The sequence below is a fragment of the Methylophaga sp. OBS4 genome, assembly GCF_026319305.1.
GTDB lineage: Bacteria > Pseudomonadota > Gammaproteobacteria > Nitrosococcales > Methylophagaceae > Methylophaga.
In genome coordinates, this window is record NZ_JAPDMV010000003.1 from 23,610 (window position 1) to 50,584 (window position 26,975).

A 26,975-nucleotide genomic window follows, 5' to 3' on the forward strand; every position below is an offset into this window, starting at 1 on the left:
GTCCTGGTGGTGAGCCTTGACCTGGATCAAGAATTGTTCATTTGTTGGTAATTCTGAGCTTAGACCCAATAAAAAAGCCAGTCAAGTGACTGGCTCTTTCGATATGAATTCAACGGCTGCTTATGAGTTGAGAAAGCCGTATGCAACCAACGAAAGCCAGAAAACAGTGAAGCTCAGAATGATGTGTGGAAATTTTTCCATCAGCAGCGTATCGATTTTTTTCAACATAACTTTTTACTCGTAGTTCAAATGGTTAAACGATTATTAAAATTATTATTAGCGGGCTAAGATATCAGTTGTTGCGAAATTATGCCAGGGTATTTTAAACATAAAATTCCTTTTATTTTCGAACAGAGGCAGCTGCGCGCCATATCAGTTTGCCGCCCCAGACGTTGTTATTGTTGTGATTGATACCAGATACCGGCCTGCTGAGTATTGCCGGACACAAACCAAAAATGGCGACCGACTACCTGATTAAAAATCCGCTTGCTTAATAGCTGAAAGTTCTCTATATTTTCTCTTCTTGCTATTTTCTCAAAGAGGAAGATACACATGCTGACTGAACGTGAACAGGATACTTTGGATTTTATTCGTGCCTATGTCGCTGAACATGGACGTTCACCGCTGGTTTCTGATATTGCCGATGGCCTTGGCATACGCTCGCAAGGTACCACACACCGTTACATTCAGGCGCTGGTGGATGCGGGGTTACTGGAACGCCATGTAGGCCGAACCCGTGGATTACGCCTGACTGAGCAGGATGAGCAAATCGGTATGGTCTCCGTTAAATTGCCGGTCATGGGCAGGATCGCTGCCGGACGTTTGATTGAAGCGGTTGCTGATGAGTCTGAAATTGATCTCAGTGAGATGTTCACTGGTAAAGACCGTTTCGTACTAAAGGTCAATGGTGACTCGATGATTGATAAAGCCATTATGTCCGGTGACTATGTGGTTGTGCAGTCACAGTCGAGCGCACGGCATGGCGATATCGTGGTGGCGTTGGTGGATGGTTTTGATGCAACGCTGAAAACCTTGCTGCTGAATGATGATGGCACGGTAACCTTGATGCCGGCTAATATCAATTATGAACCGGTGACCTTGCCGGCTGCGCGTGTCAGAGTACAGGGCATTGTGGTCGGTCAGTTACGCACTTACCCTTAGAGTCTGTTGATCTTTTGTATTCACCACTGCTGGAGGTGAAACGTCAACAGATCCTAACAACCCAAAGGACATCGGTAAGACTATTGGAGTACGCGGCTGTGCAGCCGGGTTTTGGAGCAATTACCGCCACTTTGTTTGGCCTGTCGCAGGTGTTTCCATACAGTGGTGAGAAAATCAAGTACGCCGTAGCCATCATCAGCTTTAGGCGCATAGGTAGTATGGCCGATACTCACGGTAGCGTAACGGCCTGTAGGTGAATAGGGATGAAAGATTTCCAGGGCGGCGACCGCTTTGTGTATGCGTTTTGCCAGCTGTGTGGTCTGATGGAAGTTCATATGCGAGGAAATGGCCATGATCTGCTTGCGATTGAAACGGGCGATAAAGTCGGTTTCGCGATGAAACTGACTGTGTACTGCCGCGAGGATTTTTTCAAAACAGGCAGACTTGTTTTCAAGCTGGGAAAATCTGTCGGTATCAATAATAAAGACCGATACGGAAAACCCGTATTTTGGTGCTAGCTGCCAGTGTGTGAGCAACTGGTCAAGCAGGGCTGCCTGACTGATCAAAATGGCATTAGCAGCTACCGTGTGGTTGTCAGATTCTTTATCCATAATAAAACAACTGGTTACAGATAAGTGTCAGCCTTAAACAGGTCTGCTGTCATCGCAACGATATAATCAGCAGTAGCTCTATCATCTCATATCTGCTGATTTATTTGTTCTGATGCTCACGTTGATAATAATAGTTGGTGGCATCAACAAAACCATCAATACTGCCACAATCAAAACGCCGGCCTTTGAACTTGACCGCTAAAACCCGTTTTTCCTGAGCCAATGCCCGGATAGCGTCAGTAATCTGAATTTCGCCGTTGGTGCCGGGCGGGGTATTGCGAATGTAATCAAAGATGTCGGGGGTCAGCACATAACGACCGATAATACCCAGATTGCTGGGTGCCTCCTGGGGTTTGGGTTTTTCCACCATATCTTCGATTTCAAACACGCCGTCTTCGATTTCATGGCCGGAGATCACGCCGTAACTGCCGATATTTTCTTTAGGCACTTCTTCAATGGCGATCACTGAGCAGTGATATTTCTCGTATAACGCGACCAGTTGGCTCAATGTGCGTTTGGTTTCGCCGTTTTCCGGTTCGGCGCACAGATCGTCGGCGAGAATAACGGCAAACGGTTCATTGCCGATAATGGGTTCGCCGGTCAGAATGGCATGGCCCAGACCGAGCATGGCGCGCTGACGGATGAAGATGAAGTCACAGTGTTCCATCACCTCGCGAATATCTTCCAGATGTTTTTCTTTACTGGTGCCGCGGATCTGATGTTCAAGTTCGTAGCTGGTATCAAAGTGGTCGGCAATAGCACGTTTGCCGCGTCCGGTGATAAACCCGACTTCACTGACGCCTGCTTCTATTGCTTCTTCAACCCCGTATTGAATCAGGGGTTTGTTGACGATGGGCAGCATTTCTTTAGGCATGGCTTTGGTAGCCGGTAAAAAACGAGTGCCGTAACCAGCCACAGGAAAAAGACATTTGCGAATAGGTTTAACGTGTTCCATTAATTCTTTCCTTTTTAGCTAATACTTAGACTCATAAATTATGAGTCTAAGTAGCGGAACAATAACAGATCATTATGAATTTACCATGACATGGTTGCTCAGCCGTTAGTAATCCACAAGACCTGATAGGGTGCCAGCGTGAAAGTCTCGGTGGACTCATCAAAAATATGACCACTGATCAGATCCCACCAACGATCGGTGATAACCAGGTTTAAATCAGCAAGACGCAATGGCTGCGGCGTTTTGCTGATGTTGTATATGCAAAAGATGCTCTGTCTTCTGTCCATGCTCTGGCGCCAGAACCCGAACAGTTGTTCTCCCATATGCAGTGTAAACTGGGTCGCATTGGGATGAAAAGCCCGTTGCTGCTGGCGCAGATGCATGAGTTTTTTCAAAAGCCCGGAAACTTTGCTGTGTTGCGATTGCGGATTATCCAGCTGTTGTTGCAGCTGCTCATAGTTCCACTCATGCCGGTTGATGGCCCGGTTTTGTTCGGTACGGGCCAGTTTTTCATTATCGTTGCCGGTTGCCAGCAGACTGTGAATATAAATACCTGGAATGCCTTCCAGCGCCAGCATGATGGCGTGGGCACAGATAAACCGGTCTATATTCCATTGATCCGGTCCTTCGGTTGTGCCCTGCAAGGCATCAAACAAAGAGATATTGATTTCGTAGGGCTTTTTGGCGCCACTGTCCCCGGCCCGCCAGGAAATCCGGCCGCCAAAATGCTGCATGGTGCTGATCAGGGAGGCGATTTCGGCCTCAGTTAACAGGCCTTCTGCCGGCCGCAGGCCAATGCCGTCATGTGACGCGATAAAGTTAAAGTAAGCGGTGCCATTTTGTGCCGGTGGCATGCTCATCAGCCATTGTTTCAAATAGCGGCAATTGCCGGTGACCAGTGTGTTAACCAGCAATGGCGGCAGCGAGAAGTTATAAATGCAATGGGCTTCGTTGGCATTGCCGAAATAGCTGAGGTTTTCCCGGTTGGGAATATTGGTTTCGGTGATAATAATCGCATCGGGTTGTACATGTTGAATCAGACTGCGCAGCAGACGCACCACTTCATGTGTCTCCGGCAGGTTAAGGCAATTGCTGCCCGGTTTTTTCCATAGAAAGGCTACCGCATCAAGGCGGAAAATACGGATGCCTTTGTCGAGATAGAAACGCACGATTTTGATAAATTCCTTGAGCACTTCGGGATTGCGGAAATCAAAATCGACCTGTGTGTGGCTGAAGGTGCACCAGACATAGTGCGTGCCATCATGTGTTTCTATTTCGCGCAATAAAGGGCTGATACGCGGTCTGACCACCTGGCTGACCTTGGCATTGGCCGGTACCGTGAAGAAATAATCATGCCCATGACCTTCGCCCTTGATGAAGTTTTTAAACCATTCACCACTGCTGGAGCCATGATTGATAACCAGATCGGCCATCAGCCGGTAATCACTGGCGATGGCTTCAATATCCTGCCAGTCTCCCAGTGCTTTATTAACCTGGTAGTAGTCCATTACGGCAAAGCCGTCATCGGAGCAATAAGGGAAAAAAGGCAGGATATGTACGCTGTTAATATAACCGTTCACGGTTTCATCAAGAAAACGGTGCAGCGTTTGTAACGGCGCTTCACCTTCACGGCTGATACTGTTGCCGTAAGTGATTAAGGCCATATCATGCTGATCCCAGTTATTCTGGTGGGGCACTACTTCGTGATATTCATCATGCAAACGCATAATGGCAATGAGTTCATCACATAACTGTTGCAACGGCTTTGCTGGCGGTACCTCCGAATAGATAGACTGGAGATGGTACAGGACAGTCTCGTTCAGCAGTTTGAACTGCTCATCACTGGGTTTCATGGACGGGGTTCCTCAGGCCGAAAATTCTTGATAATCGGCTTCCACAGCGTCGTAAATACGTTCGAAAATATCAGGCAAAGCACTTTGTACCCGGCTCCAGCTTGGGGTAAACGGCGTTTCCATCGGGTTTTCCAGAAACATCTGGCCCGCGTCCATAATGTTTTTGGCAAACATCTCCACCGATTCTTCTTCCTGATGAATATCAAAACTGAGCCCGTTCATAATGGCATCGTTACGGTAGGTTTCGACAAAATCCAACGCAATCCGGTAATAAGTCGCTTTGAGGGTACGAAAACTTTCAGCCGAAAAGACGGTGCCCTTGGTGGCCAGTTTACGAAACAGCGACTTGGCGATATCGACCGACATTTTTGACAAACCGGTATGTTGATCATCCAGCGACAAGTCCTGATGCTTGTGGTCATAAACCTGGGCCACATCAACCTGGCACAGACGGTTATTGGCATAGTTGCGGTGCATTTCCGACAATACGCCGATTTCCAGCCCCCAGTCGCTGGGAATGCGGATATCGGTCAGCACATCGCGGCGAAACGAGAATTCGCCGGCCAGCGGATAACGATAACTGTCCATATAATCCAGATACTGATGATTATCGACCACGCTTTTTAAAGCCCGCAATAGCGGCGTCACCAATAGACGGCTGACCCGGCCTTTCAGCGTGCCGTTAGAGACACGGGCGTAATAGCCTTTACAGAATTCATAGTTGAACATGGGGTTGGCAACCGGATAAATCAGCCTGGCCAGTAGTTCGCTGCTGTAGGTCACAATATCGCAGTCGTGCAGGGCTATGGATTCTGTTTTGCCGGAGGCGAGGATATATCCCATGCAGTACCAGACGTTACGTCCTTTGCCAAGCTGTTTCGGTGCCAGTCCCAGTGACTGCAGTTCAGCGTCGATTGCTTTAAGCCGCGGCCCGTCATTCCACAAAATGCGGTGATGCTGGGGCAGGGTGGAGAAAAAGGAGAGAGCATAACGATATTGCTCTGCATCCGCCCGATCCAGCCCGATCACGATTTCCGACAGATACGGCACCGCTTTCAGATGTTGCACAATATTAGGCAGGGCTTCGCCTTCCAGTTCTGAAAACAGCGAAGGTAACAGTAAACCCATCGGCCGTTGCTTGCTGAATTGCAGCAGGTCGCTTTCCAGATCTGCCAGGTGGCGGTTAGTCAGATTATGTAAGGTTGTAATAATCCCATTCTGGTGAAAGTCAGCCATGATGTCCTCTGGGTAGCGTTGATGAATTGGAATGCAACATTGCGCCGAGTATTTGGGTGACACCTTCTGCCCAGCCTTTGGGTCCGGTACGGGTTGAGACATACAGGTTGTTGTCCCGTTCGATTTCCGGCAAAGCATGCACCGGTGAGCGGACTAACAGTGCATAATCAGCCTGCTCCAGCATGGCTTTGTCATTGGGACTGTCACCTATGGCCAGCGTGACCACGGTGTGTGCTGGTGAAAACTGTTGGTACACATCGGCCAACCACTGCAGTGCGCGACCTTTATCACAATCGCCGGAAACATGAAGAAAGCGCCCCCCCTCCAGCACAAAAGCGCCGCGTTGTATTAGCTCGCGGATAAATTGCTGCCGGAGATTGCCGTTGCCCAGCCAGGAAACCGGTTCGCCATACTGGCGGCGGGCGGCTCTGGCTGCAGTGTGCACATTCAAACCGGTCATGGCGATAATGCCGTCTATGCCCGCATCGGCAAATGTGATGAACTGATCGTTATATTGGGGTCTGAGCTCTGCTATCAGCGCTTGCCATTTTTTTCTGGGCTCGACAAATTCCTTGACCCAGAATGTGCCTTTTTCGATGGTGCCGGCAGGCTGTTTGTCAAAATAACCCACCGGGATAAACACTGCGGCACCATTTTCCACGATAAAGGGGTGGGCGTTGTTCAGGTTATTACGTAACAATTCCAGTTCAGCCTGAGTTTTACTGGAAACCGGGATCAGCGGAATATGGTTTTTTTCGAGTAATTCAAGCGTCGGCACCGCTTCGTCAAAACGATAACTGTAATGATCCAGCAGACTGCCGTCCATATCGGTAAATATCAGCCATTTTTTTTCCTGATTCCGCGACGCAAGTTTGAGATCGTGTTGTTGCAGTTTGATGATATTGCGCTGCGCGTCCAGCTCGAACAGATAATGCACTTTGGCGGGTAAAGTTTTGAGCGTGTGCTCGGTAATGCGCTGATAGAACTTGATAAAACGGGCGATCGCCGCATCATCCATCAATTGTTTTGTTGCAGGGTCAGGCTGGGTTATTTGTGATTGGCGCAGTTTGTTTTCCTGTTCTGCGCGCCAGCGGAATACACAATCAAAAGAAGGCGCTTTCAACATCACCCATATATCTATCAACTCAAACAGCTTGGGGTAGAACAATGCCAGTTGCTCATTCACATAGCGACGCCAATGCCGGTCTTGGTCTTCGTTGGCTTCCAGATCATTTACCGCAACAGCCAGTTCTTGTTCGGATTGCGGTTGTGCACCCAGACACCAGCCTTCCAGCACCACAATATCAACAGCGTGTTCCATGCGGTCAAAGTCTTGCTGTGGAAAGCGATCATCCGTTGCCTTGTTAAAGCGCGGAATAGTCACTGGCAGACGTTGCTGTATCAAATCACTGATAGTCTTTCTGGCCAAAGCAATATCATGGGTGCCAGGCGCACCGCGGGTAGCAAGCAAGGGGTGAATGCCCTGGGCCAGCGTTTCCCGTTCACTGCGGCTGAAGTAGAAATCATCCAGCGACAGCGACAGGGCTTTCAGTTGATATTGCTGTTGCAATAAAAAGACCAGTAATTGGGCTAGGGTGCTTTTTCCGGAACCCTGTGCACCATTGATACCGATTACCAAAGGTCTGTTTGCACTTTTCTGGTGCGCTGCAATATCTTCAGCCAATGCCGCAAACCAGCGTTCCGTCAACTGGCAATAGGAGTCAGGCAATTGCTGTTGTTTAAGAAAACGGCTGATATCGATGTCCAGCATATCCATGTCTGTCTTTTAAGTTAAAGGTAGATACCGAGGGGCAACGCAATATTCGTACCGACACCTCTAATAATTCTGATATTTAGAGATGCCCTGATAACGATAACTTTATTGATAATCCCCGTTTTATACCGAAACAACCTGGGAATACACGATATCAGCTTATCGTCTCCGCCCTGCGGGGGCTCATGTATTTCCAGGTTGTTTCGGTATAATTATCGACCATCGCCATAACCACAGGTTCAGTTCAGCGAAACGGAAATAATGGATTCGCTCAGGCGTGATGCTCACAGTCCTTGTCCAGACACTGATGTACTTCTATCGTGAGGTGGGACAGCCGGTCAAATTCGGACAGCAGATTTTTGTAGTGGGACGTAGCTTGAGGATGCGCGGTGACAATGGTAACGATAGCGGCATAGTGATGCGCACTGACATGCCAGATATGAAAATCGGCGATGCGGTTGTCGGCATCATTTTCAATGCGCTGTCGAATGGCCTGCTGATAGTTCTGATCAATACTGCCATCCAGCAGAATCGGGCTGGTTTCCCTGATAAGGCTGATCGCCCAGGCAGTAATAATGGTCGCACCGACAATGCCCATCATCGGATCCAGCCAAAGCAGGCCGAGAAATTTAGCCGACAGCAGCGCGACAATTGCCAGAACGGAAGTTAATGCATCGGCCAACACATGCACATAGGCTGCTTTCAAATTGTGATCATGATGTTTCTGATCGTGATGGTGGTGATAATCTTTCAACAACAAAGCGCTGAGCAGGTTAACAGTCAGTCCCACTATGGCGACTGCAATTGCAGCATTGAACTGAATGGTTTGTGGATCGAGCAGGCGTTCTATTGATTCAACCAGTAGCATCAAGGCAACCACTGCGAGGGCAATGGCACTGGTAAAGCCGCCCAGTACACTGACTTTACCGGTGCCAAATGCAAACGCCGGGTTATCGGCGTGTTTGCTGGCGTAGTGATAAGCAAACAGCGTGATCATAAAAGCGGCTACATGCGTGGCCATATGCCAGCCATCCGCCAATAAGGCCATCGAACCAAACACGGTGCCGGCGATAATTTCCGCCAGCATGGTGACAGCCGTCAGAATCAATACATAACGAGTGCGACGTTCTCCCTGTTTATTGGAGATAACAAAATCATGATCCTGTTGCCATTGTTCAACACTGTGCTGGTGCATGCCTACCTGCTTCTATTTGTAATGCTTATATTGTACTTAGACTCATAAATTATGATCGGTTCAGTGGGAATTCAAAAGTTTCTCGGTAATATCACCTTTAAAGAGCACAAGCATTAATCAGTGCACTCAGACTGTGCAAATAAACAGCAATAGAAATCGAACCATTTTTATCTTATTGAAAACAAAAGGAATAAATTTTGGCATGGCTGATGCTAAGTCATAACTACAAACAATCTTTTCAGCTTCATGTTGTTTGTGATTTCTCTCTTGTCTACGTGCTGAGCCTTGGGGTAAACATTTGTTTACCCCTTTTTTTGTCTGCCAGTTTTGCTTGTCCAACGTTGCTATTTCAGGACAAGGTACATCGTTGCAGGTGGATGAAAAGATGCAAATAAATACCGGCAGTGACCTGCCCGTTATTTGAACGAATATGAAAAACTGATTGCCTGCTTTCAAAGCGGCGGAGAAAAGTTATCACCGATCTTCGTACAGATAATGGAAAACCGTAGCACCGGAACCGTGGCTGCAACAGCAGAAATTTGTCGTCAGTTTGACGCGTAATATCCTCTGTGCCGATTGAACGACCTGATATTCAAGCTTTCTGTCAAGCACGTCTACTGATAGACGTGCTGCCTTCTTCTATCTATGCCTGTCCGATGCTCTTGTTTGGAATAAATATGTTCCATGACGGTACTGGCATGTCGACGATCTTCGCCTTTGCGCCGATCCGCGTAATGTTTATAAGTGCATTTGCATTGAATAGCATCACAGGCGGAAAGGGGCAGGGGCATCGCTTCAGCAGCCAGAAAACGTTTTCCACCCAGCGCACTTACTGCATCACAAGCATCTGCACCGGGCTCTATGCTGACAGCATGGTATTGGTTGGCGCGTGCCGAAGAACGCTCACGTCTTGTTGAAGACGGTGCTTTGTTTTTCTGTTCAGGCCAGAACCAGACCACTAACAGCAAGGCAGGAATAAGAAGGAGGTATAGCCAGTCGTTCATAATGCGATACTCCTGTTAGTAGCGCTTTCATGAGGGCTATTAACATCTCAGAATGATTTTTCTGATGTGTTAAATATAGCACAGTTGTTAAGTTTTCTATATCTGTTATCGGGACCTGTTGATGTTGCATCTTCACTACTGCTGGAGGGGGTGCAACTCTAATCTATCGCGCGCAGTCTTTATAGAGTATAGAGTCTAAATTAAGCAGATAATTCTCATGAGCAGAGCATTTGTAAAAGAGCCTGATGGTGATCAGGTTGCTGATCAACTACCGGAATGGCCTATCAGCCCACATACTAACTATGTCACAGTCAATGGCTTGCAACAGCTTAGGGACGAGCAGGATAGATTGCTGAAAAAGATTCAGGAATTGCAACAGGACGGCAACAAGGATCTCAGCAACAAAATTGAACTGGAACGGTGTGAGCGTGCCCTGCGTTATTACGAATCCCGTATTAACAGTGCTCAATTGATTACCAAGCAAGATCCGAATGTGATTGGTATCGGTGCCACCGTGCGCATGATCGACGAAGACAATAAAGAATATGAATTTATGATCGTCGGTGAGGATGAAGCAGATATCAAACACGGCAAAATCAGCTGGGTATCGCCACTGGCAAAAGCTTTGCTCGGCCGGGAAGTCGATGATGAAATTATCTGGCCGCGTCCGGCCGGTGATTTACGGGTCGAAATTGTCGAGATTGTTTACTACCAGTAAGTTAGCAAACTGAAATCTAAGTACTCATTTATATCGGGCAGGGTTTGCGCTGCTCGTCGATATGCACATAAACAATGTCTGCCGCCGCCACTTTGACGGTGGTTTCGACATTATCTTGTTGGCGTTCGATATAAGTTTCAATCTCTATCGTGACTGAGCTGATGCCAACCCGTTTAACCCGGGCATAGATGCTGACGATATCGCTGACCAATACCGGGGCGATAAAGTGAAAATTCTTGACTGCTGCGGTGACTACCCGGCCTTTTGCCCGACGGCTGGCAACAATACCTCCGGCAATATCACACTGGGACATCAGCCAGCCGCCGAATATATCGCCGGCGACATTCACATCACTGGGCCGGGCCATGATCCGCAGGATAGCGTGTTCAGCAGGTAAACAATCCATACAGGCTCCTTCCATATAATAATATTGTCTTAATGGGTATCTTTTAAACTAACCTTGGGGCGTCAAGCCACTTGTCCCATGCTGTGTTGCCTGAAACACAAGCGACTTAACGCCGGATACGGCAATATTATAGGGAAGGAGTATTAATGTCCTTCATAAAGCTTGTCTATATCTGCTGCATATTGTCTCAGGATTTGTTGGCGTTTGGCTTTCAACGTCGGTGTGGATAAGCCATTTTCAATCGTCCACGGATGCAGACAGATCGCCACCCGGATAATTTGAGCATAGCTGGGAAAATCGTGCAGTAACAGTTGAATTCTGTCCAACAACAGTTGCTGGGCGGCCGGTTCGGTTTTGATCTGTTCCTGTTCGGCCAAGCCGGTCAGTTTGGACAGCTGTACCCAGGCTTCGTCGCTCAATACCAACAATGCGCTGAGGAAAGGACGATCATTACCGATGACCAGCGCCTGATCGATCAGCTTGTCAGCAGCAATGGCCGTTTCCATATCCACCGGCGACACTTTTTCACCGTTTGCCAAGACAATAATGTCTTTCAGCCGTCCGGTGATATGGATATAACCTTTTTCATCCTGCTCGGCCAGATCACCGGTATGCAGCCAGCCGTGTTCATCAACAGCCTGTGCTGTTGCTTCCGGATCTTTCCAGTAACCCAGCATGACACCGGGACTTTTGACTACCAGCTCATCTTCATCAGTGATGCGCAAGTCGATATCCTGCAGTGGCAAACCCACACTGCGCGGTAGATTTTTATCAGCCTGATTGACGCTGATAACCGGACTGGTTTCGGTCAGGCCATAACCTTGCAGGATCGGTAAACCCAGTGCAATAAATGTTCGTGATACATGTTCCGGTAGGGGCGCGCCGCCACAGATCGCAACCCGCAGACGGCCACCGACACGATTTTGTATTTTGCTTCCTACCAGCCTGTTTAAAATGGGGTGTAATAACAAGGCTGGATGCCAGCGACGGCGTTGTTGCCTGTATTCAAAATAATGCCAGCCGATGGTAACCGCCCACTTAAATAACTGCCGTTCCAGTGGCGATTTAGTGAGCAGTTGTTCCTGCAGGCGGTTATAAATACGTTCATAAATACGCGGTACGCTGATTAATACCGAAGGTTTCCGATCTAATAAATCTTCCGCCAGTTGTGGAATAGAACGGGCATAAGTAATGCCGGCACCGGCCATGATCGGCAGGTAATAACCGATACTGCGTTCCAATGTGTGGGAAAGCGGTAAAAAGGAAAGGAAACTGTCATCCGGATAAATCGGTACATACTGTAGTCCGCGCCAGACATTCCATAAAATATTATGGTGGCTAAGCATAACGCCTTTGGGCGGACCGGTGGTCCCCGAGGTATAAACAATGGTGGCCAGTTCATCGGTATCGATGGTGTTGAGTGGTTCAAGTGCCTGTTCGGCCTGGTTCAGCCAGTCTGTCACAATATGCCCGTTGGCCAGAGGTTCGGGGGGCGGCGTTTCAGCCAGACTGATCACCCGCTTCAATTTGTGGATTACATCATGTTGCAATAACTCCGGTTGCTCAGACAGATCTTCCAGCAACAGCAGTTTGGCATCGGCATGCTGCAAAATATAGGCGGCACTGTCAGCACGATCATTGGGATAAAGCGGTACGGTAACCAGGCCCAGGCCGAGTGCAGCCAGATCGAAAAACATCCATTCTTTGCAGTTGCGCAGCATAATAGCCACCCGATCGCCGGGGTTGAGCTGTTCCGCAGCCAATGCACCGCGCCACTGCATCACCGCCGCATTTATTTGTTGCCAGCTTAATGACTGCCATTGCTGCTGCTGTTCATCATATTGGCAACAGCCCGTGCTATCAGGGCTGCGCCTGGCGCGCTCAACCAATAAACCGGGCAAGGTGCGGGCGATTTGAGGCGGGATAATATCGGTGCGTTTCATAGCAATTGCCTCCATCCTGATTGAGGTTTGAACTGGGCGCCGTAAAGCTGACTGAACTGATCGAGTTGTTTGACCACTGTGGCTGCACCTTGTTGTTCTACATAATGCATCGGCCCACCACGAAATGGAGCAAAACCGGTGCCGAATACCATACCGGCGTCAAGCAAGTCGGCATCAGCAACAATGCCTTGCTCCAGGCAGGCCGCACATTCGTTCAGCAAACGCAGAATCAGTCTTTGACCGATATCCTTGCTGGAAATGTCGACCGCAGTGTCTGTGTCGCTATCAGTTTTTGCCGGTGGCTTGAGCTTGCCTTTGGCATCGTATTGATAAAATCCCCGGCCGTTTTTTCGGCCCAGATGACCCTGGTCGACCAGATGGGACAGGTTATCCGGAATGCTGAGTTCCAGGGCCGGTGCCAGAATCTCAGCCACCGACAGGCAGATATCCAGCCCGACACTGTCAGCGAGTTCGATAGGCCCCATTGGCATGCCAAAATCTCTTGCGGCCTGGTCAATCCGGGTTGGCGGAATGCCATCATTTTCCATCTGCACCGCTTCCAGCAGATAAGGCATCAGGATGCGGTTAATCAAAAAGCCAGGCGCACTCTTAACCGGCAAAGGCAAACGATCGATCTGATGTACAAAGGCGATGGCTTTTTCGGTCCACTGCGAAGCGGTTTCTGCTGCCGTCACTATTTCAACCAACTGCATTTTGGCAACCGGATTGAAAAAGTGCAGTCCGACCAGCCGCCCGGGATGAACCAGACAGGTCGACAAGGATTCCAGTGACAGACTGGAGGTATTAGTCGCCAGTATGGTATCTGCTGTCAATTTCGGTTCAATCGTCCGGTACAGGGTTTGTTTGGCTTCCAGGTTTTCAAAAATAGCCTCGATCACCACATCGGCCTTGGCAACCGCGTCGCCGCTGACATCGGGGCTTAACCTGTCCATGGCAGCCTGTACCAGATGGGGTGCCTTCAATTGTTTGCTGAACAGCTTATGCGCCCGCTTGACAGCCGGTGCAATACGCTCGCTGGATTGATCCTGCAATGTCACGTTCAAACCTTGCAAAGCGCACCAGGCCGCAATATCACCGCCCATCACCCCGGCGCCGATGACATGAACATGACGGGCCCGGTATGCTGATTGTTTACCGAAATCTTTCAGCCGTTTGCGTAAGAAAAACAGTCTGACCAGATTTTGTGCGGTTTCAGTCACAAGCAGCTTGGCCACCGATAACGCTTCGGCATCAAAATACTGCTGCCGCTGCTCCGGCCTGTTTTGCCATAATTCAATTAACGCCAGTGGTGCCGGATAGTGCGCTGGATTGACCTGTTTTAACGTCTGTTTGCGCAGCATATTGGCGACGGTCTGCCGTAGCTTTTTGTGTGACAAAATAATCTGCCACCGGGGCGCTTTTCGTTTGGCGGGCGCGGTCAGGATCAGCTCGGAGGCAACACGCCGTAGATGCCTGGCCGGTGCGATTTGGTCAACGATATGCTGTTTTTGGGCACTGCGGGCAGAGAGCAAATGCCCGGTCAGCATCAGTTTCATGGCCGGCAGAACGCCAATTAATTCAATTAAACGCACACTGCCGCCATAACCGGGGTGGATACCGAGTTTGATTTCGGGCAGCCCGATCCGGCTATCGGCATCATCTTGCGCCACCCGGTAGTCACAGGCCAGAGCCAGCTCCAGGCCGCCGCCAAGACAGAAACCGTGAATCATCGCGACAGTCGGGCAGGGCAGCTTCTCAATCCGGCTGAACAGCGCTTGCACATCGTGGATCACGGCATAGGTTTCATCCACCGAATGTTGCTGTTTAAAGGCATTGATATCAGCGCCGGCGATAAAGCCTTTTTCCTTGGCGGAATAAAATACCACGCCGCGCGGCGGTGTTGATTCCAACTGTTCGACTTCAGCCGTTAACGCATCCAGCACTGTCGGCGTGAGCGTATTGGTTTGGCTACCGGGTGTATCCAGCGCCAGCCAGACAATGCCGTCTTTATCCTGCGTTCTTATCCAGATTGCCGTTTCTTTGACCTTAGTCATAATGTTGCTCCTGTTCTGGAAATCAGCATCGCACCACCCTGACCACCACCGATACACAAAGTGGCGACGCCGGTCTGAGCATCATGGCGTTTGAGTACCGATAAAAGATGCAAGACCAGGCGGGCACCGGAGGCGCCGACCGGATGACCGATGGCAATTGCGCCGCCATCCACATTTAAGCGCGCGGGCGGAACCGTGCCTGCTATCCCGTCGCAGCGAAGCTCAGTGCGACAAAACTGCTCGTCCTGCCAGGCGGCCAGACAAGCCAGCACCTGGGCTGCAAACGCTTCGTTGATTTCCCAAAAGTCGACATCATCAAAATGCAGTTGATGCCGTTGTAATAATGAAGGTACCGCATAGGCCGGCCCCAGCCCCATTTGTGCCGGATCAAGACCGGACCACTGGCAGTCAATGAGCTGACCCAAAACCGGTAACTGATAATGGTTGACTGCCGCTTCCGAGGCGAGCAGTAACCAGGCGGCACCATCGGTGACCTGGGCACTGTTGGCTGCCGAGATCAGGCCATGGCGTTCAAACGCCGGTTTTAATTTGGCCAGTTGGGCGAAATCACTGTCCGTGCGCAATCCGGTATCGGTATCAAAAATCTGACCGTCAGCAGTGATAACCGGCCCGATTTCGCTCAGATAATGCTGTTCATTAGCCCTTGCCAGTTTGTAATGACTGGCCAAAGCAAAGGCGTCCATTTCGCTGCGCTGGATATTGAACCGGTGCGCCAGTATTTCAGCTGTCTGTCCCATCGATAAAGCGACGGTGGGGTCCTTGAGGCCTTTTAACAGGCCGATAACCGGCGCTAACATGGCCGGTCGCAAAGCGGTTAACAATTGCAGACGCTTGTGAATAGGGCGTTTCTTACGCCACTCGCCCAGCCAGTCGACCATCTCAGGTTTGAACAATAACGGCGCGTGACTCATCGCCTCACTGCCACCGGCTAATACCAGATCGCTGCGGCCGCTGCTGATATCAAGCGCCGCACTATCCAATGCCTGCATACCGGAGGCGCAGTTACGTTGCACCGTCCAGGCCGGTACCGCTTTACCGCAACCCAGCCGTAACGACACGATGCGGGCAATATTGACTTCACCGGGACCGGGCATCACACAACCGAGAATGACTTCATCCAGCTGTTCAGCAGCGAAAGGCTGGCGGTTTAACAGGGTGCGGCCGGCGGCCACAGCCAGGTCACTGCTGCTTAACGGGCCGGGTTTGCCGGTGTTTTTGAGAAAAGGGGTGCGACAGCCGTCGACGATATAAACCGGCCGATCCGGATAGGCAAAATGAGGATATTCAGTATTCATAATACGGCTTCCTCCAGTTGCGCACTGAAATGATCAACCGCAATGGCCTGACTGCGTGCGCTGCGAGCAGATACAACCAACAGAAATTCATCATCGCTTATTACCCCTTTTTGCAAGGCTGATTCAGCTGACAACGTTGCTTTTCTGAGCATTTGTTCGATTGGTTCGGCTTCAACACAGAGCGCTAAAGTCAACTCCAGCTGCTGCACGACCTGGTCTTTGTCTGCCGGCAGGTAAATACCGGCGGTCAACCTGTCACGTACCGGCCCGGGTTGCAGGATTTGTTGCGCCAGACGATGAGTCAGTTTGTCGGAAGGCGGCCGGTAACGGGGGCCGAGCGGAAATACCAATCGTTTCAACAACCAGCCCAGAAAGCGGTTGGGCAGGTTGGCCAACAGATTGATCAACGCCTGTTGTGCCTGGAAAACAGCGTGTTCAACCGCCCATCGCGCCAGGTCAATATCATCGGCTTCATTATTATGTTCATAATTTTGCAGGCTGCAGGAAGCCAGATAAAGCTGACTCAGTACATCACCCATGCGAGAGGAGAGTGATTCGCGGCGTTTAAGACTGCCGCCGAGTAAGGCCAGGCTGAAATCAGTGGTCACCGCCATGGCGGCACTGAGATGATTTATTTGCTGATATAAGGGGCGTAACGGTGATGGCGGTGCCCGGCTAAAGCGGCCTTTGCTCACACCCAGTAAAACACTGCGGCCGATATTGCGGATGGTATGAAGCAAATGACGGCTAAAGATTGCATTAAACTGAGTGACCGCCTGTTTACCTGTTTCAGCTTCCAGCGCTGCCATTTCTTGCAGAATATAAGGGTGAGCTCTAATCGCACCCTGACCGAAAATAATCAGATTGCGGGTCAGGATATTCGCGCCTTCAACAGTAATGCTGATCGGAATGGTCTGATAAATATTGGCCAAAACATTATGTGAGCCGAGGCAAATGCTTTTGCCGCCATGCACGTCCATCGCATCATTGACAATGCGGCGCATGGCTTCGGTCAACTGATATTTGGCGATGGCCGACAGCACGGCGGGCCGTTCACCGGCACTGACCGCTTGTGCCGTAGTGCGGCGCACCGCATCGATCATATAGGTTTGTCCCGCCATGCGGCCCAAGACATCGGCAATGCCTTCAAAGTGGCCGATAGGCTGGTGGAACTGTTTTCTGATTTGCGCATAAGCACCGGTGATGCGGCAGGCCAGCTTGGCGGCACCGGCGCTTAAAGCCGGCAAGGAAATGGAGCGGCCGGCTGCCAGCGATTCCATCAGCATATGCCAGCCCTGACCGGCATAATCGACACCGCCGATGATCCAGTCCAGCGGAATAAACACGTCTTTACCCCAGTTAGGCCCATTCTGGAACGCGGTGCCCATCGGCCAGTGCCGCTGCCCGATACGGATCCCCGGCGTATCAGTCGGGATCAGTGCCAGCGTAATGCCGATATCGTCCCTGCCATCAAACGAGTCGCCGAGCAGATGGTCAGGATCGTAAAGATGAAAAGCCAGCCCCAGCAAGGTGGCCACCGGCCCCAGCGTGATATAACGTTTTTCCCAGTTGAGCAGGATGCCGGTTATTTCCTTGCCTTCGAATTCGCGCTTGCAGACAATGCCTTTATCGGGAATATTGCTGGCGTCGCTGCCGGCTTCCGGACCGGTCAACGCAAAGCAGGGCACCTCTTCGCCGCGGGCCAGTCGGGGCAGATAATAGTCTTTTTGTTTTTGAGTGCCATAATGTAGTAGCAATTCCGCCGGTCCCAGGGAGTTGGGCACCATGACGGTGACCGACGCCGTTACACTGCGGCTGGCTACTTTCATAATGACTTGTGAATGCGCGAGCGGTGAAAAACCGAGACCACCGTATTGTTTGGGAATAATCAATCCGAAAAACTGCTGCTGTTTGATGAAATCCCAGACCTGTGGCGGCAAGTCATGGTCTTGATGGTTGATTTGCCAGTCATTGAGCTGCTCACATAATTGCTCGACCGGTCCGGCCAGAAATGCCTGTTCTTCCCCCGTCAGTTCCTGTTTGTTTGCTGCGAGCAGCTTAGTCCAGTCAGGTTTGCCGCTGAACAACTCGCCGTCCCACCAGACGGTACCGGATTCAAGCGCTTCCCGTTCGGTTGCAGATAACGGCGGCATTGCCCGCCGAAAAACGGACACGATAGGTTCAATAATAAAAAATTTGCGCCACGACGATATCCAGATGATGGCCACTGCAGCGGCAAAGACGATCAATGTCGACAGATAATGGCCGGTTAGCAGTAACAATAGGGTAATGATGAATAATAAAGGCACTGTCCATAGGCGTTTCATCTCATTCTCCTTTTTGGTGCGAGTCTTTATCCAGATCCTGGAAAGGAACCACACAATCTCCGGCATCATTACAGATCAATCCTTCCTGATCCCAGGGTAATGAACGGTAGGTGGCCAGTTCATCCAAACCGACAAAGGGATATTTAATAATGTCGAAATAAGGGGAATAATCGAAATCTTTCGGGGTAAACAGTTTGATATTGCGTTTGTAGAAACGTATCCCGTCCTCGGTGTGCGAGATAATCGGCAATACCGGATAATGCACCGACATAAAGGCCTCGGCCAGCATGGAGGAACAAATGGTTTGAGTGGGCTTGCCGGGCTTGAATTCGAACAGACTGGAAAGCCAGCGGCGAGGGAGCAGCGAATAAGGCAATAAAAACCGGGCCAGATCAATCAAATGCCGGATATCGTATTGGTAGCCCAGTTTGTCCAAGGCATGTTTGATCACGGCATTGCGATCAGTCAAAGTCAGGCTGCGGGGACGGCACAAACGGATATGCGCTTGTCGATACTTGCTCAACGGGGTGACGATCGTGCCCTGTCCCAAGACGGCTTCAATAATCAGATTGGTATGGGGTGTCCGTGAATAGTTGACCAAGGCATGCGGGGCGATACCGGCGAGATTGAGTTGATAATAATTGCCGATATAGAGTGCCGAGTGTGTCCAGGTGCTCTGGGTGAGCTTCTTGATGATGTTACTGGCGCGGCTGCGGCCTTCGATCAGCAACACATCGCCGGGACGGATCTCATCGCAGAGCCGTTCATAATTGGTTAAAGAAGGAACAGAGGGATCGACAGCTGGTTCCTTGTTCAACCAACTGGTCAGTCTTTGCGTCATCCATTTACCCATAGACAACATAGTCGCCTCCGAGAGTAACAGCCATTATTGGTAATGACCGCTGAATTAATTATATGTTACCAATAGCAGGCTTGGCGATGATTGGCGTGAAATCGTTGGCAAAACGGGCTGACAGACAGTATGGCGGATATAAATGCGCACTTTGTCACTGAACCGGCGGCATTTGGATGGTTTTGATGGCCGCAGATTGATTGCGTTTTAGAGTGATAGAAACTAGGTTAAAAACTAATAATGAAACAACGAGGCTGCAGAAATAAAGTTATGACAACAACATCGATTTTGAAAATAACAACTTTCTTATTTCTGGCTATGCCATGGTTTGCCAGTGCTGCGGATGCCGAATGGCCTTTGTTCGGCGGCAATAACCTGCATCAACGCCATAGCCCGTCAACCCAAATCAACAAGCAGAATGTCGAGCAGTTGCAACTGGCCTGGCAGTACAACAGCGGTATCGAGGCGACGTTTCAGGCGACGCCGATTGTGCGCGGCGGGGTGATGTATCTGTCTTTGCCCTTTAATGATGTGGCGGCGCTGGATGCGAAAACCGGTCGTGAGATTTGGCGCTACCGGCATGATCGGATTAAAGAACGCGGGATGTGCTGCGGCCCGGCTAATCGCGGGGTGGCGGTGTCCGCAGACCGTGTGTTTATGGGGACGGTCGATGGCCGTTTGCTGGCACTGGATGCCGAGACCGGTGAAAAATTATGGGATAAGGATGTGACCGAAGGTAAAAGCGGCATTCAGGAAGATATCCGCACATTGGCCGGCGATACTACAGGTGAAGTATCCGGCACGTCCGGCGCCGGTTTGAATATGGCGCCGATGGTTTATAAAGGTAAAGTGATTATCGGCATTACCGGAGTCGGTTACGGTTTGCATCTGGACTCGCTGGACTCGGATGCACCGCTGGGCACGGTGGTCGGCATTGCCGGCAAATACGGCCGTCGCGGCTTTCTGGCTGCGTATGACATGGAAACCGGCGAACAAACCTGGCAGTTCGATACCATTCCGGAGCAGGGCTGGGAAGGGGATTTTGTTCAATTCACCGCCGATGGTGTCAGGTTGCCTCGTGATATCGAGGCTGAAAAATCCAGTGCTGACAATTATGCCGATGCCTGGCGTTATGGCGGCGGTTCGGCCTGGAGTACCCCGGCGATTGATTATGAAACCGATACCTTGTTCTTTGGCACCGGCAATCCTTCTCCGCAAATGGAAGGTTCGTCGCGGCCTGGCGATAATCTGTATACCTCGTCATTGGTGGCTTTGGATGCCAATAGCGGTGAGTTGAAATGGTATTTCCAGCAGGTGCCGCATGATATGTGGGGTTATGATGTCGCCAGTCCGCCGGTGTTGTTCACCGCTCATATTGATGGCGAATCGATCCCTGCTATCGGGCAGGCGGGTAAGACCGGCTGGTTTTATGTGTTAAATCGTGAAAACGGTGCGTTGTTGTTTAAGAGCGAAGCTTATGTGCCGCAACAGAATATGTTTCAGAAACCGAGTAAAGCCGGCACGATTATTTATCCGGGGGTATTGGGCGGCTCCAACTGGTCGCCGGTTTCAGTCGATGAACAACGGCGGTTGGTTTTTATCGCCGGTATTCACTGGCCGGTTGAATACAGCCTGCATCAGTTGCAGGGTAAAAACGGTAAGCCGGGGCTGCAGTATTCTTCGATGTCGCCGCTGGATACCGACGAGCGTTATGGCCTGCTCAGCGCCATTGATATTGATAACGGTAAACTGGTTTGGCAGCACAAAACGCCGAACCCGCTGTTGGGCGGTGTGTTGAGCACAGCCAGTGGTCTGGTGTTCAGCGGCGAAGGTTCGGGTGAATTATTTGCTTTGGATGCCGCAACCGGCGAGAAGTTGTGGTCTGGTCAATCTGAGGCGGGTGTGAATGCGCCGCCCATCAGTTATGAGATAGACGGCAGGCAATATATCGCGGTGGCTAGCGGCGGTAACAAATTGTTTGGTTATCAAAGCGGCGATTTTTTGAAGGTTTGGACTTTGCCTTAAGGTCGGGCATTGGACGAGATTTCTCGGCTTACGCTCGGAATGACAGTCTCCTTGCTATGCTCGGGGGCTTGATTTGGTAAAGGGCGCTGTCATGCCGACCGAAGCGGAGGCATCTCAATAACTCTGAAGGATGAATGCAGAGGGAACTGCCGATGAAAACGTACTATGTCTATTGCATGACGAACATCAGTAATCGTGTTTTTATATCGGTGTTACAAACGATTTGATACGGTGTGTTTATGAACATAAACAGCATGTGGTCACAGGATTCACAGATAAGTACAACGTGACCAAGCTGGTCTATTTTGAGCAGACGAATGATGCTTACACCGCGATCAGTCGGGAAAAACAACTCAAACGTTGGCGTAGAGAAAAGAAAAATAAGTTGGTTGATGTTATGAATCCCGAATGGAGGGATTTGTATCTGGAATTGTTGGACAAGTAGCTGTCATGCCGACCGGAGTGGAGGCATCTGAGAAGATAAACAGAGATTCCTCGGCTGCGCTCGGAATGACAGGCCCCTCGCTATGCTCGGCGGGGCTGGTTTGGTAAAGGGCGTTGTCATGCCGACCGAAGCGGAGGCATCTTACTGACAGGCATATTTAAAGTAGTCATAGCATTGCACGGAGGTGAGCATGAAAGCGGCACAACAAGCCATGCTCTGGCGGACATTGTTTCAGCTGCGACCGGATTATCAGCTGACCGCCAATTTATTCCTGCGTCTGCTCGCGGTTATCTATTTTATTGCCTTTGCTTCCTTATTTGGTCAGATGGCCGGATTGGTCGGGCCGGACGGTATTTTACCGTTTGACCGCGTGCTTGAACGGGCTTATCAACAGGACGGCTGGCAGGCGTGGCTGACATTGCCCAATCTGTTCTGGTTCAATGCTTCGGATTTGGCGTTGCAGAGCGCGGCCGTAGCCGGCTGTATTTTCTCGGTTTTATTGTTTCTCGGGCGACTGGAACAGCTGGCTACGATTGCTCTATTTGTGTTGTATCTGTCTTTGTTTCATGCCGGCCAGCTGTTTTTGAGTTTTCAGTGGGATAGCCTGTTACTGGAAGCAGGGTTTCTGGCAATATTTCTGATTTCAGGTCCCAGTTTGCTGCTGATTCTGCTGTATGAGTGGTTACTGTTTCGTTTTCGGTTTATGTCAGGACTGGCCAAACTGCTTTCCGATGATCCCAGCTGGGCCAGTTTTACCGCATTGCATCATTATTTCGAGACGCAGCCGTTACCACATATCGGTTCCTGGTATGCCCATTACTTGCCGCACTGGCTGCATCAATTCGGGGTCGGTTTCACCTTGTTTACCGAACTGCTGGTGCCGTTTCTGATCTTTATGCCGAGGCCGTACCGGATTGCTGCAGCTTTGATTACGATTCTGATGCAGTTGCTGCTGATAGCGACGAGCAATCATGCTTATGTCAATCTGCTGGTGATCTTACTCTGTGTATTGCTGCTGGATGATCGTATTATCAGCCGGCTGTTACCGCGAAAACTGTTGCAGTGGATAAATAAGGGCAGTCGTGAACCGGGCCTGCTGAAGTCGGGCCTTGCACTGATATCGGGTTTGTTGATTGTGTTTGTCAGTACCACGGCTTTTTATATGTATGCCACGCGTAGCTTGTTGCCCGAGCCGATCATCAAGATTGACGACAGTGTGCAGCTTTGGGGTATCGGCCATATTTATCATGTGTTTCCCACCATGCAGACAACGCGGCAGGAGCTGCTAATTCAGGGCAGTGATGACGGTCAGAACTGGCGGGATTACGAGTTTAAATTCAAACCGGGCAAGGTGAACCGGCAACCGGCTTTTATCGTGCCTTATCATCCGCGGCTGGACTGGATGATGTGGTTTGTTCCGAGCCAGTCCGGGCGGCAGTTGTACTGGTTCCGAGAGTTTCAGAGTCAGCTCAGAAAGGGTTCGCCGCAGGTGCTTAGCTTGCTGAAAAACAATCCGTTCCCGGTCAAACCGCCGCGCTTTTTGCGGGTGCAGGCTTATGATTACCGGTTCACCACGGCTGAACAGCGTAAGCAAAGCGGTGATTGGTGGCGGCGCGAGTATCTCGGTCTGTTTCCATATGTCGCACCTAGGCGACCATGAGAACTTGAAAGTAGAGCCCCTCGCTGTTAACTGTATGTTCGGGATTCAGGTTTGTGTATCCAGATTGGCATCGAGGCTTGCCGCACTCAGTAGAATCACCTCGATTTCTTCAATGATTTCTTCCTGACGCAGGGCAGAGCTTTTTCGGGTCAGTTCTGCTAATTGTTTGTCGAGGTATTTAACCGCACCATCAAGGTGGGTAATACGGCGATGGTTTTCTTCCAGCAGTGAGATGAACAGGATCTGATGCAATACGGCAAACAGATAATGGTCGCTGAGTTCAAGCAACAAGTCTTCGGGGGGCTGGTTGTGCAGCGGCGGATGAGAAAAACCGACAGTTTGATGCAGAAGATCATGGAAAGGGGGCAGCAGTTTCTGAGTGCGGATACCATCATCCCCAGCGTGATACAAACAGGAAACACTGAGCAAGCCGTGTTGCTCCTGCAATAAAGCTAACCGGGCGACCAACTGTTCAATGACGGAAGTGATTTCCTCGTTCACACTGATGCCGTCAATGGCTGCTGTCAGGCGCGGGTCATCTTCCAGCAGAAGATTCAGCTTGTGTCCGACACTGATCAGCAGTGAAGACTTGGATGTCTGTACTTCCAATTCTCGGAATAGGGCGTGATTGAAATCACCGCAAAAGCCGCGCTCGCTGCCTATCAGCAAAATAACAGAGGGATTTCGGCCCGGTTGCGGCAAGATATCGGGATAGAAATTGAGCAAATCCCGGCTTGCCTGCTCAATACTGTGAATCACGGCTTGCTGGGCATCGATACAAGCGGACAGCTTGCGGCTCTCGATGTAGGCCATGGTCTTCATCGAGTTCATGATGTTTTGCACTTCAGTCAGGCTATGGCGATGATGCTCGAGATTCTGACGCCGTGACATAGTCAGTCTCCTACAGGGCCAAGCCATCGTGTGACTGCATCGGCCCACTGGTCGCGCGGACTATCCAGCGTCAGGGTGGTGTGGCTCACCGATGCTTCAAGTGTTGCCAGCAGCGGCGGAATTTTATCGGTGCCGGCTTGTTCTAACATGTCGTCATTAAAGGCCACCAGCCATGCCATATCGAATGTGGCGGGTAATGGCGATAATCGATCCTGTTTGAGAATTTCCCTTAACAGACGGCCTCGATGGATAGCTTTTTCCATCGATGCTTCAAGACGGGCACCGAAACGGGTGAAGATTTCCAGCTCGAGATAGCGCAGGTAATCGAGCTTCATGCGACCTGCTTCTTTTTTGATACTTGGATGTTGGGCCTGACCGCCAATACGGGAGATGGATCGGGCAATATCAATAGCCGGACGGAAACCGCCCGCAAATAAAGCCTGATCGAAATAGATCTGGCCGTCAGTGATGGAAATCAGATTGGTCGGGATGTAGGCGGTGATTTCTCCGAGCTTGGTTTCTACAATTGGCAGGGCAGTCATGCTGCCGCCACCATTGGCGGCATTCAGACAGGTGGTGCGCTCCAGCAGTCTGGCATGAACAGAAAAGATATCGCCCGGATAGGCCTCTCGTCCAGGTGGCCGCCGCAATAATAAAGAGAGTTCGCGGTAGGTTTTGGCATGGGTGGAAAGATCGTCATAGACCACCAGAACATCGTGCCCCTGTTGCATCCAGAACTCAGCCGCGGCACATCCGGCAAAAGGTGCTAGATGTTGTAAGCCCGGTAAGCTGCTGGCCTCAGCGACAATGACTGTTGTGTAATCAAGCGCGCCGCTTTTACGCAGAATATTGATGGTGTTGACTATAGATGAGCGTTTCTGTCCAATCAGCACATAGACACAATATACGTTCTGGCCGCGCTGGTTGATAACCGTATCCAAAGCAATTGAACTGCGTCCCAATCCTTCGTCGCCGATAAGTAGTTGCCGCTGACCTTTACCTATCGGAATCATGGTGTCAATAATCTTGTTGCCGGTATAGAGCGGTTTGACTACGAAGTCACGTGCCACGATGGGGGGAGAGGCTGTTTCCAGCGGTAACCAGCGGCTATGTTTGGGCCGAGGCTTATTATCAAGCGGCATGCCGAGTGGATCGATAATACGTCCCAGCAATGCGTCACCGACAGCGATACTGAGCGTGCGGCCGGTACGCTTTACTGACGTACCTGATGTCAGTTTTTCCGAGTCACGCAGCAAAACAGCCCCGATAAGTTTATTAGTCAAGTCAAATACCATGCCGGTACTGCCATCGGCAAAGCTTAGAATATCGTCCATCGCAGCTGACGGTAAGCCGGTGATCCAGGCGATACCGTCGCCAACCGCCACTACGCGGCCGCGTTCATTGATATGGACTGCAGGCTGATAGCTGTCCAGCCATTTTGCCTGACGGGCCAGCAGGGAGTTTGTCTCGACTTCTTCTTTATCCATCGTGGGCCAGCTCCGCGAAACCGCTTAATTCATCCTGGATATTGGCATTGATAACCCAGCTGCCAATGCCGACTCTGAGGCCGGCTATCAGCGAGCTGTCCTGGCTGTAACTGACGGGCATATCGAGGCCGGTCACCGTGTGCAAGGCCTGCTCGATTTGCTGCTGCAGATCGGAGGAAAGCGGATAGGCGCTGGCGACTTCGAACTTGTCCAGATTTTCACCATAATGGCTGCGCAGCATGCTGGTTTTTTCGGCAGACAACTGGCTCAAGTCGTGAACAAGCTTGTCGACAAGGCGGGCTTCGGTGTCGGGGCCTGATAAACCGTGTAGCAGTTTGGCGGCAAAACTGGCGCCGTGTTGCAAGGCAGTTTCTTCCATTTTGCGGTTCCGGTCATGCTGGCGTTTGGCTGCAGTGACCTGTACTTTTTCCTGCTCTTGTTGCAAGCGTGTCTGCAATTCCTGCTGCTGTCGCTGGCTCTCGTCATCCAGTTCCTGCCGGAGTGTTTCGCGCTTTTGCTGCCGCTCCCGATCCCAGTCGGCCAGGCGGCTTTCGTACTGTTGCTGTAATTGTCTGGTTTCAGCATATCTGGCTTCGGCATCAGCCAACGTTTTTTCAATGCCGGCTTGCCTGCGTGCAATCACTTCTCTGACTGGCTTGTACAGAAAGTGTTTAAGTAGCCAGACCAGTACCAGAAAGTTAATGATTTCGAGTACAAAAGTGGACCAGTTCAGTTCCATAACATGCTGCTCCAACAGGTTGTGGGTATCAGGGACATGACACTTGGCTATTTTTATTGCAACAGATATTCAAGCAGCGGATTGCGGAACAGCACGATCAGCACGATGACCAGCACATAGATCGCTAATGACTCAATCATCGCCAGCCCGATAAACAAGGTTCGCATAATGGCATGTTCGGCTTCCGGCTGACGTGACAAGGCGTCCATGGCATGACTTATCGCCCAGCCCATTGCCAGAGCCGGCCCCAAAACGCCGAAAGCGATAGCCAGTACCACGGCTACGGTCGACGCCAGGCTAAATAGAGAAAGATCAGGCATGG

At 50.6% G+C, this 26,975-nt stretch carries 21 protein-coding genes and 1 pseudogene; 5 read left to right on the top strand and 17 right to left on the bottom strand.

The features are described from left to right. The first annotated feature begins 552 nt into the window (after positions 1-552). Positions 553-1,161 carry a transcriptional repressor LexA gene (gene lexA, locus OMP95_RS01185; RefSeq protein ID WP_266325069.1) on the top strand — a complete coding sequence of 203 codons (609 nt, stop codon included), beginning with the start codon at positions 553-555 and terminating at the stop codon, positions 1,159-1,161. Positions 1,162-1,241: 80 nt separating this feature from the next. Here the strand turns inward: lexA and OMP95_RS01190 are convergent, their stop codons facing one another. The 7 genes from OMP95_RS01190 to OMP95_RS01220 all read right to left on the bottom strand — a co-directional run bounded on the left by OMP95_RS01190 (position 1,242) and on the right by OMP95_RS01220 (position 9,789). After that, positions 1,242-1,772, bottom strand: a complete 531-nt coding sequence (locus tag OMP95_RS01190; RefSeq protein WP_266325071.1) for a diguanylate cyclase domain-containing protein — start codon at positions 1,770-1,772, stop codon at positions 1,242-1,244. Positions 1,773-1,872: 100 nt separating this feature from the next. Continuing rightward, on the bottom strand, positions 1,873-2,727 hold the full coding sequence (galU, locus tag OMP95_RS01195; protein ID WP_266325074.1) for a UTP--glucose-1-phosphate uridylyltransferase GalU: 855 nt from the start codon (positions 2,725-2,727) through the stop codon (positions 1,873-1,875). Positions 2,728-2,825: 98 nt separating this feature from the next. Beyond that, the gene (locus tag OMP95_RS01200) at positions 2,826-4,580 is read right to left on the bottom strand and encodes a sugar phosphorylase (protein WP_266325076.1); all 1,755 of its coding nucleotides are present in this window, start codon (positions 4,578-4,580) and stop codon (positions 2,826-2,828) included. A gap of 12 nt (positions 4,581-4,592) precedes the next feature. Further along, on the bottom strand, positions 4,593-5,816 hold the full coding sequence (locus OMP95_RS01205) for a glycosyl transferase (RefSeq protein WP_266325078.1): 1,224 nt from the start codon (positions 5,814-5,816) through the stop codon (positions 4,593-4,595). Continuing rightward, the gene (locus OMP95_RS01210; protein WP_266325080.1) at positions 5,809-7,593 is read right to left on the bottom strand and encodes an HAD-IIB family hydrolase; all 1,785 of its coding nucleotides are present in this window, start codon (positions 7,591-7,593) and stop codon (positions 5,809-5,811) included. The genes OMP95_RS01205 and OMP95_RS01210 overlap by 8 nt, the downstream gene beginning before the upstream one ends. 268 nt (positions 7,594-7,861) lie before the next feature. Next, complete coding sequence (gene dmeF / locus OMP95_RS01215; RefSeq protein ID WP_266325082.1) at positions 7,862-8,785, bottom strand: CDF family Co(II)/Ni(II) efflux transporter DmeF; 924 nt, start codon at positions 8,783-8,785, stop codon at positions 7,862-7,864. A gap of 614 nt (positions 8,786-9,399) precedes the next feature. Further along, positions 9,400-9,789, bottom strand: a complete 390-nt coding sequence (locus OMP95_RS01220; protein ID WP_266325084.1) for a hypothetical protein — start codon at positions 9,787-9,789, stop codon at positions 9,400-9,402. Positions 9,790-10,006: 217 nt separating this feature from the next. Between OMP95_RS01220 and OMP95_RS01225 the strand changes: the two genes are divergently transcribed. Continuing rightward, positions 10,007-10,507, top strand: a complete 501-nt coding sequence (locus OMP95_RS01225; RefSeq protein ID WP_266325086.1) for a GreA/GreB family elongation factor — start codon at positions 10,007-10,009, stop codon at positions 10,505-10,507. A 28-nt stretch (positions 10,508-10,535) separates the two neighbouring features. Here OMP95_RS01225 and OMP95_RS01230 read toward each other — a convergent pair whose 3' ends face one another. The 6 genes from OMP95_RS01230 to OMP95_RS01255 all read right to left on the bottom strand — a co-directional run bounded on the left by OMP95_RS01230 (position 10,536) and on the right by OMP95_RS01255 (position 19,415). Then, positions 10,536-10,913 carry an acyl-CoA thioesterase gene (locus OMP95_RS01230; protein ID WP_266325088.1) on the bottom strand — a complete coding sequence of 126 codons (378 nt, stop codon included), beginning with the start codon at positions 10,911-10,913 and terminating at the stop codon, positions 10,536-10,538. 143 nt (positions 10,914-11,056) lie between these two features. After that, positions 11,057-12,856 (bottom strand): AMP-dependent synthetase/ligase, encoded by a 1,800-nt coding sequence (locus OMP95_RS01235; RefSeq protein ID WP_266325090.1) that lies wholly within the window; start codon positions 12,854-12,856, stop codon positions 11,057-11,059. Beyond that, the gene (locus OMP95_RS01240) at positions 12,853-14,910 is read right to left on the bottom strand and encodes a 3-hydroxyacyl-CoA dehydrogenase NAD-binding domain-containing protein (RefSeq protein ID WP_266325092.1); all 2,058 of its coding nucleotides are present in this window, start codon (positions 14,908-14,910) and stop codon (positions 12,853-12,855) included. The genes OMP95_RS01235 and OMP95_RS01240 overlap by 4 nt, the downstream gene beginning before the upstream one ends. Further along, positions 14,907-16,226 carry an acetyl-CoA C-acetyltransferase gene (locus OMP95_RS01245; RefSeq protein WP_266325094.1) on the bottom strand — a complete coding sequence of 440 codons (1,320 nt, stop codon included), beginning with the start codon at positions 16,224-16,226 and terminating at the stop codon, positions 14,907-14,909. Before OMP95_RS01245 ends, OMP95_RS01240 begins: the two co-directional genes overlap by 4 nt. Next, complete coding sequence (locus tag OMP95_RS01250) at positions 16,223-18,553, bottom strand: acyl-CoA dehydrogenase (protein ID WP_266325096.1); 2,331 nt, start codon at positions 18,551-18,553, stop codon at positions 16,223-16,225. The genes OMP95_RS01245 and OMP95_RS01250 overlap by 4 nt, the downstream gene beginning before the upstream one ends. 1 nt (position 18,554) lies before the next feature. Continuing rightward, positions 18,555-19,415, bottom strand: coding sequence for a YiiX/YebB-like N1pC/P60 family cysteine hydrolase (locus OMP95_RS01255; RefSeq protein ID WP_266325098.1), 861 nt, complete (start codon positions 19,413-19,415; stop codon positions 18,555-18,557). A 261-nt stretch (positions 19,416-19,676) separates the two neighbouring features. Between OMP95_RS01255 and OMP95_RS01260 the strand changes: the two genes are divergently transcribed. From OMP95_RS01260 to OMP95_RS01270, 3 genes and pseudogenes are all read left to right on the top strand, one after another. Next, the gene (locus tag OMP95_RS01260) at positions 19,677-21,431 is read left to right on the top strand and encodes a pyrroloquinoline quinone-dependent dehydrogenase (RefSeq protein ID WP_266325100.1); all 1,755 of its coding nucleotides are present in this window, start codon (positions 19,677-19,679) and stop codon (positions 21,429-21,431) included. Positions 21,432-21,583: 152 nt separating this feature from the next. Then, positions 21,584-21,876, top strand: a pseudogene (locus tag OMP95_RS01265) (GIY-YIG nuclease family protein). Positions 21,877-22,066: 190 nt separating this feature from the next. Next, a complete protein-coding gene (locus tag OMP95_RS01270; protein ID WP_266325102.1) occupies positions 22,067-23,536 on the top strand; it encodes a lipase maturation factor family protein in 1,470 nt (489 codons plus the stop codon). 45 nt (positions 23,537-23,581) lie between these two features. Here OMP95_RS01270 and OMP95_RS01275 read toward each other — a convergent pair whose 3' ends face one another. From OMP95_RS01275 to atpE, 4 genes are read right to left on the bottom strand one after another with little or no spacing between them, the layout of a single operon-like run. Further along, a complete protein-coding gene (locus tag OMP95_RS01275) occupies positions 23,582-24,427 on the bottom strand; it encodes a F0F1 ATP synthase subunit gamma (protein WP_266325104.1) in 846 nt (281 codons plus the stop codon). Between the two features lie 2 nt (positions 24,428-24,429). Next, positions 24,430-25,914: a F0F1 ATP synthase subunit alpha gene (locus OMP95_RS01280; protein WP_266325106.1), complete on the bottom strand. Its 1,485-nt coding sequence runs from the start codon at positions 25,912-25,914 to the stop codon at positions 24,430-24,432. After that, entirely contained in the window at positions 25,907-26,653 is a 747-nt protein-coding gene (locus OMP95_RS01285; protein WP_266325108.1) for a F0F1 ATP synthase subunit delta, read from the bottom strand. The genes OMP95_RS01280 and OMP95_RS01285 overlap by 8 nt, the downstream gene beginning before the upstream one ends. A gap of 53 nt (positions 26,654-26,706) precedes the next feature. Beyond that, complete coding sequence (gene atpE, locus OMP95_RS01290) at positions 26,707-26,973, bottom strand: ATP synthase F0 subunit C (protein WP_266325110.1); 267 nt, start codon at positions 26,971-26,973, stop codon at positions 26,707-26,709. Positions 26,974-26,975: the final 2 nt, after the last annotated feature.